This is a genomic window from Borreliella valaisiana VS116, assembly GCF_000170955.2.
In the GTDB taxonomy this organism is placed as follows: domain Bacteria; phylum Spirochaetota; class Spirochaetia; order Borreliales; family Borreliaceae; genus Borreliella; species Borreliella valaisiana.
Map to the genome: position 1 here is coordinate 1 of NC_012130.1, position 9474 is coordinate 9474.

The 9474-nt window shown below is 23.4% G+C and carries 10 protein-coding genes and 1 pseudogene; 6 read left to right on the forward strand and 5 right to left on the reverse strand.

The window, feature by feature from the left end:
- Positions 1-163: 163 nt before the first annotated feature.
- The 5 genes from BVAVS116_RS05350 (at position 164) to BVAVS116_RS05370 (ending at position 4411) form a co-directional block, all read left to right on the forward strand.
- Complete coding sequence (locus BVAVS116_RS05350) at positions 164-1285, forward strand: plasmid maintenance protein (protein WP_012664768.1); 1122 nt, start codon at positions 164-166, stop codon at positions 1283-1285.
- A 9-nt stretch (positions 1286-1294) separates the two neighbouring features.
- The gene (locus BVAVS116_RS05355; RefSeq protein ID WP_012664769.1) at positions 1295-1846 is read left to right on the forward strand and encodes a DUF226 domain-containing protein; all 552 of its coding nucleotides are present in this window, start codon (positions 1295-1297) and stop codon (positions 1844-1846) included.
- Positions 1822-2568, forward strand: a complete 747-nt coding sequence (locus BVAVS116_RS05360) for a ParA family protein (RefSeq protein ID WP_012664770.1) — start codon at positions 1822-1824, stop codon at positions 2566-2568. Before BVAVS116_RS05355 ends, BVAVS116_RS05360 begins: the two co-directional genes overlap by 25 nt.
- 83 nt (positions 2569-2651) lie before the next feature.
- Positions 2652-3209 carry a chromosome replication/partitioning protein gene (locus BVAVS116_RS05365; RefSeq protein WP_012664771.1) on the forward strand — a complete coding sequence of 186 codons (558 nt, stop codon included), beginning with the start codon at positions 2652-2654 and terminating at the stop codon, positions 3207-3209.
- A 272-nt stretch (positions 3210-3481) separates the two neighbouring features.
- Complete coding sequence (locus BVAVS116_RS05370) at positions 3482-4411, forward strand: ERF family protein (protein ID WP_012664772.1); 930 nt, start codon at positions 3482-3484, stop codon at positions 4409-4411.
- 106 nt (positions 4412-4517) lie between these two features.
- Here the strand turns inward: BVAVS116_RS05370 and BVAVS116_RS05375 are convergent, their stop codons facing one another.
- From BVAVS116_RS05375 to BVAVS116_RS05385, 4 genes are all read right to left on the reverse strand, one after another.
- The gene (locus tag BVAVS116_RS05375; RefSeq protein ID WP_051008163.1) at positions 4518-4745 is read right to left on the reverse strand and encodes a hypothetical protein; all 228 of its coding nucleotides are present in this window, start codon (positions 4743-4745) and stop codon (positions 4518-4520) included.
- Positions 4746-4893: 148 nt separating this feature from the next.
- A complete protein-coding gene (locus BVAVS116_RS06915) occupies positions 4894-5049 on the reverse strand; it encodes a plasmid maintenance protein (RefSeq protein ID WP_210366452.1) in 156 nt (51 codons plus the stop codon).
- A 147-nt stretch (positions 5050-5196) separates the two neighbouring features.
- Positions 5197-5553, reverse strand: a complete 357-nt coding sequence (locus BVAVS116_RS05380; protein ID WP_051008164.1) for a hypothetical protein — start codon at positions 5551-5553, stop codon at positions 5197-5199.
- 36 nt (positions 5554-5589) lie between these two features.
- Entirely contained in the window at positions 5590-5778 is a 189-nt protein-coding gene (locus tag BVAVS116_RS05385) for a hypothetical protein (protein ID WP_012664775.1), read from the reverse strand.
- A gap of 1282 nt (positions 5779-7060) precedes the next feature.
- Between BVAVS116_RS05385 and BVAVS116_RS05390 the strand changes: the two genes are divergently transcribed.
- Positions 7061-7846 carry a site-specific integrase gene (locus BVAVS116_RS05390; protein ID WP_012664777.1) on the forward strand — a complete coding sequence of 262 codons (786 nt, stop codon included), beginning with the start codon at positions 7061-7063 and terminating at the stop codon, positions 7844-7846.
- A 50-nt stretch (positions 7847-7896) separates the two neighbouring features.
- Here the strand turns inward: BVAVS116_RS05390 and BVAVS116_RS05395 are convergent.
- Positions 7897-9261 (reverse strand): annotated as a pseudogene (locus tag BVAVS116_RS05395) (DUF244 domain-containing protein).
- Positions 9262-9474 lie beyond the last annotated feature (213 nt).

Consider the following 9474-nt stretch of genomic DNA (forward strand, 5'->3'; position numbering starts at 1 on the left):
TACTTTACTTGTCAATTAAAATCAATTTTTATTTATACAACACCACAATCTATGTAATTCACAAAAAATTTTTGTATTTTTAAAAAAAAACATTTACTTTTAAATCAAAATTGTGATATACATATTTCTAATAGAGTTCAATCTAACGTTCAAGGAGCTATAAATGAAAAATTTATCTAATGTTAACAAAACCAGTAAAAAAACACCTTGTTATAATAAATTACAACATAAATTAATAGTTCTTATTTCAACACTTAAGTACATAAACACCAAATATCAAAAATATACCCAAAAAAACATACTCTATTACTTTAATGAGAATCTAAAACGAAATGGTCAAACTACCACTACATTAAGAACAATGCAAAAATATCTTTATAAATTGCAAAAAGAAATAAAAGTTACAACAAACTACTACAAACACATGGGGGTGAATTTTGGGACTGAAATATACTATCAACTTAATTTTTCTAAAAAAGAGTGTCATACAAAGATAAATAAATACTTTCAAGAAAAAAAACACGCTAGATTTACATCTAGGGTTAATAACCACCTTAAAGATAAATTTACTAAAAAGGGTAGTGTAGAGTTGGGGGGGTGTTTAAGTAATAAAAATAATAATATAAAAGAAGAAAAAGAAAGAAAAAAGAAGATAGAAAAATTTCAAATAATAAAATATGCCAATAAATGTAAATTTTACTGTAAAGAATTTCTTCCTATTGTTTTAAATTTAGATATTAGTAAAAATGAGAAAATTAAAATACTTAAAACTGTAAAAAGAATTGAGATTAAACTAATAAAAGGTAAAAATATAAATCTAAATAAATCTTGCTTTAAAGAAAAACAAAACAAATTAAAAGAAATTCTAGAAAATACCAAAAAACAATTAGAAAAAAAAGGATACAATGCCAAACAATTAAAAATAAATTTCCAAAAAACATATGAAAATTACAAAAATAAGCCGCATTTTATTATTGAATATCATAAATACAATGATTTAAGTACTATAAAACGTAAATTAGAAAAATCAATTGAATTGAAAAAAGAAAATCCACAAAAAGATTATGAGAATATAAAAACAAACATTTATAATATTCTCATTGAACAACTAAAAGAAAAGGCAAATATTGAATTTCTAAAGCCAATTGTAAAAACTTATCTGAATAACAAAAATAAAATAGAATACAAAAAAGTATTTGGCACATATTATTATGAATTATTAGAGCTAATAAAAGATCAAAAAAGTTTATTTAATTTAAAGGAATTGGACAGAAAAGCTATATAAGGATTAAATATGGAGAATTTATTGAAAACTACAAAAACAGAAGAACGGAAATTTGACTTTCATAAAACAAGTATTTTTATAATGAAAGAAAAAAAAAATGATAGAAATATTTATCATACAAAAATACTAAAGGAAATTCATAAAGTAGTAAGTGATAAAAAACAAAGATGTATAGTTCTTTTTAAAGACTTATTCAATGAATCAAAAATTCAAAATCTTTATCTATATCCTATACAAGAAGGGGATAAATTTTTGGGGATTTTTTATGGTTATAAAAAACCAATAAAAAATATTCTTGTACAGTATAAATTAGACGGGGTTAAAAAAGCATATACATTTTCAAAAGCATATTACATAGAATTTAGATTTAAAACCGGCAGTGTTTTTTGCTATATAAAGGATATAAGGCGTCTATTAAAAAAAGAAAAGATAGATACGCAGTATAATAAAGCACTTGTTGAAAGATTTTTAAATTTAGAAAAACATGTATACGAATTTTACAATAAAAAATATTCTAGTGAAGGGCTAATTATAAAATGGATTTTAAAAAATCTAAAATAATAACAATAGCCAATATCAAGGGCGGTGTTGGCAAAAGTACAAGTTCAATAATATTTTCAATCTTGCTAGCCCAAAAATATAAGGTACTTTTAATAGATATGGATACTCAAGCATCTATTACTAGTTATTTTAATAAAAAAATAATAGAGAATAAATTTGATTTACTTAAGAAGAATATATATGGGGTTTTAAAATCAAATTATTTAATAAATGATTCAATCATCAATGTAAATAATAGGCTTGATTTATTGCCAAGCTATTTAAGTTTACACGAGTTTAGTGAAGAGATTTTACCTTATAAAACACATAGATTAAAAAATAGCCTCAAATATTTAAAATTTAATTATGATTATATAATAATTGATACCAATCCCCATTTAGATTCTACATTATCCAATGCTTTAGTTATTAGCGAACATATTATGGTGCCAATGGCTGCAGAAAAGTGGGCTATTGAAAGTTTGCAACTACTAGAATTTTTTATAAATAAATTAAAGTTAAATTTGAAAATATTTTTATTTGCAACAAAATTTAAAAAAAATAAAACCCATAAAGATTTATTGGCAATATTACAAAAAAATTCAAGGTTTTTAGGCATTATATCAGAACGAGAAGATTTAAATAGAAGAATTGCTAAAAATGATGATTTTGATTTAGATAGAGATTATATAAAGGAGTATGTTAATATTTTAAAGCATTTTAATGCAAAAACAAGAAATTAGTGCGCCGGGCGTACTAATTAATAGTAAATAAATATAAAAAAAGTAGTGATTTTATATTAAAAATACAAGTGGGGGTTTTAATTATGAGTTTAGGAATAAAGATAAACGACAGAATAATAGCAAAGGAAGAAACAAAAAAAAATTTAAATAATAAAGAAGAAGTAATAGAACATTATAATACGTTAAAAACACAGTTAAAATCTAATTTACAACAAGGGGTTTACTCTAAGATAGAAAATATGAAAATTTTGAAAGAAATTAAAGATAATGAATATTATAAATTAGATGGTTATAAAAATTTTAATTCCTTTATAAAAGATTATAAATTAGCTAAAACTCAAACTTATTGTTATTTAAGAATAGCACAAGCTATAGAAAATGGTGTTATAGAAGAGCCTTTCTTATTAGAAAATGGTATTAAGGAGACTATAATCTTTTTAAGAAATAGTAATTCGGAAAAAATTAAAAAATCTAAGCAAAATTTAATAAAACCTTTAAGGTTTCAACTTAAAAAGCAAGAAAGTTATGATTTTTACAAAAAAAATGCTAAATTTACCAGTTTTATGATGGACGAAATTTTTGAAAATCAAAAAGAGTTTCTTAATAGACTTATGAAGAAATATGAAAAACTGAAAGTATAATTTTAGAATTTTATGAATATAATATATAGTTCACTTAGTATAAAGTAATACTTTACTCTTGTTATATTATTTATTGTAACTTATCTAAATGTTATTCTTGCTATAAACTTTACATAAGTTTATTCATACAAAAAAATCCATTATAATCCTCAATTATTACTTAATAAATATTTTTTTTACCTTTTTTATAAAATTTTTGCAAAAAACCTTGTTAAAAAATAGTTTTTGCTATATCTTTATATATAAGAAAAATCTAATGTTAGGAGATATAAATGCAAAACTTAAACAATAATCCACAAGAAATTAATCAAGCAGAAATTCACTTTATAAGTGATATGAAAACCCTAAGGATGAACTTATCAGGGATTGAGAAAAATCTTAAAGGATATGGCTATAAATATCAGAATTTCAATGATATAGTAGAAGAAATTTATAACGTTATTGAAAAACACAATTTACAACTTGATTTTAAGCAATTTCCAACTTTTACATACGATCCGTATGGTAGAGTTCATATTGTTAGAACTACATTTTATAGTACAAATACTGGGTATAAAGACTCATTTTATACACCAATACTTACAGAAAATTTAAAATGGAACAATGAAAATGGTTCTAAAAATGTTAATACAACGCCACAACTTGTGGGCTCATCAATTACTTATTTCAAAAGATACGCTTTAGTTGCATATCTTAACATAAGAAGTGAAGTGGACACTGATGCAGCGCCTATAAACAACAATGGTTATAAAAATGAAAATTCTACTATGTCTAGCAAACAAGTTAGTGTTAATCAAGAACAAAAAAAAGACATAAATCAAAATCAAATAAAAAACTTTAATAAAAAGTTGAAAATTGGAAAATCTTATTACTATGAAATTTTTAGAAACGCGTTATTTAATATAAAAAATTGGGTAAATGAAGATACAGAAAAAAGTAATATAAAGGCCTTAATAAGGGCGTTATGTGTTGATAATGATGATGTTTTAGATAATATTTTTGAAAAAGATTTAAAGCTTAAAAGCATAGAATATTGGGCAAAAATTTTAAAAGATTATTTCAATAAGACTAATAAATTGGATGATCTAAATAAGTTTGAAAAATTTATGCTTGATAAAGAGTCCATTTATGAAACAAGTGTATTAAAATTTTTTTGCATGTTAAAAGAAGAAAGACAATTTGATTATATATTTTTATTGTAATAATTTAGATTAATACCAATATTTCCCTTATTTAGGGAAATATTAACTTATTGGTGAATTATTATATATCTAAATCAAAGATTATAAAAATAATAGTTCACACTATCTATTTTTTATTAAAATTCTTTTCTAAAGTATCTATCCTGGAAATTAAATTATCTATTTTTTTATTTAAATTTTTTTCTAAAATTTCCATTTTGCGATTTACAATATTTATTGTAAGATTTATATTCTTTTCTAGTGTTTCTATTTTGTTTACGGCATTTAGCGCCAGATTTATGTTATTTTCTACGTTGGCTTCTAGTAACTTTAATTTTTTTTTTATATCTATCATTTCACGTATAACCCCCAAATAACACAATTTTAATTGTGAAAAAATATTGTTTTTTACCAAAACCCATTTTTGTAAATATAAGGGTATATACAATAATATTATAGATACTTTTTACTATAAGGAGCATGATTTTATAAAAAAATTTTTGTTAAAAATTTTTATTTTTTTTTGAAAAATAGTCTCGTATTTTACGGCTTATCTCTTCTAAAGGAAAATTAAGTTTATAGTGACTTGTAAATTCACTATCTATATTCATAGCACGAAGTTCAGTTATGACTTTTATTTCTTTTTCTAATTTGTAAATTCATTTTTTATCTTTATAAGGATATATAAATAGCAATATTTATTGTTAAATTATTTTATATAGTGCAGTTAATATTAGAACTATTTATTTTAGCGTTATCTAGAAAGGGATAATTACTAAGTAGGCCCGAATTTATAAATTTATGTACTATTTGCTAAACTTAGTAATTATCCATAAAACAATACTACTAAAAATAGTGGTGATAAAGGGTATGATTGTAATCAAAACAAGAATACTTTTTGTATAGTATTCTTGAAATATTGTATTTATAAGCGCTTTAGTTTTATAAAATTCTTTTTTAATGTCTTTTATATCATTTTCTAAGTCCGTCATTTGAATCTCTAAATTTAAAATTTTATTATCTAGGAGTGAAGTATCTTTTACGATATTTTCTTTTATATTGGATATTTCTTTTTTTATATTTTCTACATTATTATAAATATTAATTTGTGAAAGATTTTTTTTATCATATGAATTTAAATTATATTTGTTAATATTTGACATTAGAAAAACCCCCAAATTTTGTATGAACAACTAGCATTAATTTTCTAAATTGCTAATTATGAGTCCTTGACGCTCATATCTATGAATACAAGACATTAGTAGCTCATTTTTTGTCTTTTTATGAATTTTACAAGAAGTTGTTTGCTTGTCTATTGTTCCAAAATGCATTTTACAAGAATTTATAAGTACAACAAAAACATAAAAAATAAACATTTTATTTTTCATGAACTCTCTCCAAATTTTAAAAAGTAAATCAAAGATATATAATTACAATATGTTTTTTTAAAATACAAAATTAAAAATAATTCAAGAAACGGTTTAATTGTTTTTGAAACAATTAAATTTTAATTTTTTAAATCTATAAAAAATTAATCTTATTACATTGTGGTGTTACATTTTAACAAACTGCAAATGTAATACCAAAGAAATTTTTTAGAATTCTCCATCATAAAAATTATCTTCTTTAAAACGAATTATAAATGGCATACAAAACAAATTTTTGAGTTTTTTATATATATTAGACGTAGTATATACTATAAGCCGTGTAATACCCTTAATATCCCAACTTCTTGCTATTTTAGCCACCTTATAGCCTAAATTTTTAATTTATTGAACGGCACTTCTGCTTAAAAATACTTTACTAGTTTTTTCTATAATTTGAATTGTAATTCAACGTAATTTTTATTAATTTGTTACTAACGCCTAGAATATAGTCAATTTTGCATACATCAATCTTTATTTGATTTAAAAAAAACCACTGCAAATTTACCCTCACAAAGATAGTAAAAATTAACAAAAACCACTAAATAAAAACAAATTCTTTTTGTTTGAAGAATTAATTTTGACCAGATATTTTAATTCTGATATACAGTGTTTTTCTTACAAGAGATTAATTAAAAATTATGACGAAATTTGTGTCGCTTGTAGGGCTAAAAATAGACAAAATAAACAATCTTATTGGGGGTTAATAATTTTTACTGTGCGTATATTTTGGATGCGTAAAACTTAATAATTTGGGCCTAGGAAATAAAATCAAAATTAGTTTTAATTTTTATTGATTTTTTCTTGCCGTATTACTGCAATAAACTAACAAAACTAATTAATAACCAGTTTTATTAGTCTTTATATGGAGATTATTTCAAATTTTATAGATTTCAACAAAAAATTAGTATTAAAATCCACAAAAATATTTTTGTTTTATAGGGTACACCCTACAGTATCTATCAAAGATAGAGTCAAAAATATATAAATGCAATATATTCTATCACTTCATTTTAAAGTTTTTGTTATATTTAGAATAACGTTTATGTAGCTACATTTATGTTCGCTTAAAAATTGCTTTTTTGCTTATTACAGTTATTCTAGCCCGAATTTTGCATACAATTAAAACTTTTTTAGTTTGACTAATATTGGTAATTCTTGATAAAATTTGATGTAAAATTAATATAAATTGATATTATTTTATTTTGATATTTAATTTTGTTTGATTTAAAAGTGGAGTTAAAAAATGGAAATTAATGATTATCTAGATTTTAAAAAAAACACTGCACAAGCGTTACTTAAGATTCATGAAGATTATCAAAAAATACTACAAATAATAGGTAAAAATAAAACCTTAAAAAGCAGTATAAAAAAATCAACTGAAAATAAACAAGAAAATTCTAAACCCCCCGCTAAACTGTACTTAAATCCAAAAACCAATCAATTAATTAAAAAATGTGTTAAAACCTTAAAAAAAATTGACCCAATATCTGGTTGGTTTGTACATTTACTGGTAATAAGTGGGTGTAGGGGCGCCGAGCTGCAAAAAGTAAAAATGCAAGATATTTCATCCTTTTTAAGCAAAACCGGAAAAACTTTATACAACATAAAAGTAAATGTAGTAAAAAAAAGAATTAATACTTGTGTTAGAGAATTTGTTATAAATTCAAAAGAATTTAATGCTATTCAAAAAGTGCATGAAGATTATTTTAAAGAAAAAAATCTTAATACAAGTCGTACGTATTTTTTTCAAAAAACCAAACATAGATTTAAAGATAATCGAATTAACATTGACCATATTGCTAAAAAATTCAAAAAGTTACTTAGAAGGTGGGGTTTTAGGGCCAATAAATCACTCCATTTATGTAGAAATTTGTTTATTTTCAATTTAAAAGCTAGCGGCTACAATTCTTTTCAAATAAAAGAACTTATGAAATACTCTTCAACATATGAAATTGATAATATTTATGGACTATCTTCTGCAAGTAAAATTCAAGCGTATGAGTGCGTAAAGGATAGTATTGGTTTATAAGTCACATAGTTAAGCTTAAATGATGAATATCTTTATTTTTGACATATAATCTATACCAACCAATTTTCTTTGGCAATTTTTTTCCCGTGTCCCCGTTGAATAGGGACACGGGAACTATTTGAAAACGCCATATTGTTAAAAAAAAATACTTTTTCACTTATTGGTAATAGGCCCTTTAATCTATCTGATATAGCCCTTTTATTAGGGTCATAATTGAATACAAATTCTTTAAATTTATAATTTACATGATTGATAAGTGGATATTTACGCATAATTTCATCAATTTTAATTTTGAGTAGCTCTTTAATAGGTTTTTCTTTTTTTTTGTTTTCATTTTGAATTTTGTTCAGCTCTGCTTTTAAATTTTTAATTTCAAAAAGAGAACACTCAAGATTTATAGCAGACTGCTCGGTTTTAATCTCAAGGTCTACACACTCAACATACTCTACAAATTCATTTATCCAATCAAACTCAACTCCAGATTGATAAAAATCACTCTTTACTACCAACTCTTCAATCTCTTCAACAAGCTTATTAAACGTATCATTATCAATATTGTTGGATATTAATAACTTAACCTGATTGTTTTTAACAATTTCGGTTCTTATATTGAAAACTTCCCTTTCACATTTAAGAACAAAATTAAGCACTTTTGATATTAAAGAATTATTTCTTTTTATCTTACAATTAACCGGCGCAGCGCCTATTAAAAAGAATAAATTACAATTCTCAAGTCCAGTACATGCTAGTTGCATTTGCGCCTGCACATAGTATTTGAAAAAATACTTGCTACTCAAGAAATTGCCATTTTTATTGTACTCTTCAATAGCACTACTCATATAATTAGAATCGCTACTTTTAATTTCTAAAAGTTCTAAATCACCATTATTATTAATAAGCCAACCGTCAATTGTTGAGCCCACTAAAGTTTTTGAATTTTCCATTTTTTTGAAATAATTATATTTATCAACACCATTGGCATATTTATTTTTATACAAAACCGCAATATTATCACCGTATGCCTTTATAAATTCTCTAAATCCTAAATTTTCTAACTCTTTGCCCTTAAGCATATATAAATTCTCTTCAAAAGGCATACTTATACCAAAATATTTAAGCACTCTATTTACCATTAAATCTTTTAGCCCTACGCCACCAATAAGAATATTTCCTAATTCACTAGCACCTTATCTATCAAGTTTGTTTCTCTGCAGGCTAAAATCAAGATTTCGGTCGAATTTAAAACATTCTTTACTGCCTATTTTAGGTAATTTTTTGCCTATCTTACTTAATTTGCTTTTTTCTTTAGTTTGACTAACTTGATTTTCAAGTTCTATAAAATTTTCAAAACCAATAAAATTGGATTGTTTATATGTTTGATTAATTTCTTGTGGATTATTGTTTAAGTTTTGCATTTATATCCCCTAACATTAGATTTTTCTTATATATAAAGATATAGCAAAAACTATTTTTTTACAAGTTTTTTACAAAAAAAATTTTTTTAAAAACCATAGGGCTTTACCAAATTCTATTTTAAAAGAACTTAGTAAAGCCCTAATTTATTAGCTGATCTAACGTTAAGTAAAAATAATGAAAAATCATCATTTTACACAAAACTACTTTTAGTA

Excerpts from the sequence above, each read along its gene's own strand:
- BVAVS116_RS05350 (WP_012664768.1), top strand. The coding sequence starts at position 164 with ATGAAAAATTTATCTAATGTTAACAAAACCAGTAAAAAAACACCTTGT.
- BVAVS116_RS05355 (WP_012664769.1), top strand. The coding sequence starts at position 1,295 with ATGGAGAATTTATTGAAAACTACAAAAACAGAAGAACGGAAATTTGAC.
- BVAVS116_RS05360 (WP_012664770.1), top strand. The coding sequence starts at position 1,822 with ATGGATTTTAAAAAATCTAAAATAATAACAATAGCCAATATCAAGGGC.
- BVAVS116_RS05365 (WP_012664771.1), top strand. The coding sequence starts at position 2,652 with ATGAGTTTAGGAATAAAGATAAACGACAGAATAATAGCAAAGGAAGAA.
- BVAVS116_RS05370 (WP_012664772.1), top strand. The coding sequence starts at position 3,482 with ATGCAAAACTTAAACAATAATCCACAAGAAATTAATCAAGCAGAAATT.
- BVAVS116_RS05375 (WP_051008163.1), bottom strand. The coding sequence starts at position 4,745 with ATGATAGATATAAAAAAAAAATTAAAGTTACTAGAAGCCAACGTAGAA.
- BVAVS116_RS05380 (WP_051008164.1), bottom strand. The coding sequence starts at position 5,553 with ATGTCAAATATTAACAAATATAATTTAAATTCATATGATAAAAAAAAT.
- BVAVS116_RS05385 (WP_012664775.1), bottom strand. The coding sequence starts at position 5,778 with ATGAAAAATAAAATGTTTATTTTTTATGTTTTTGTTGTACTTATAAAT.
- BVAVS116_RS05390 (WP_012664777.1), top strand. The coding sequence starts at position 7,061 with ATGGAAATTAATGATTATCTAGATTTTAAAAAAAACACTGCACAAGCG.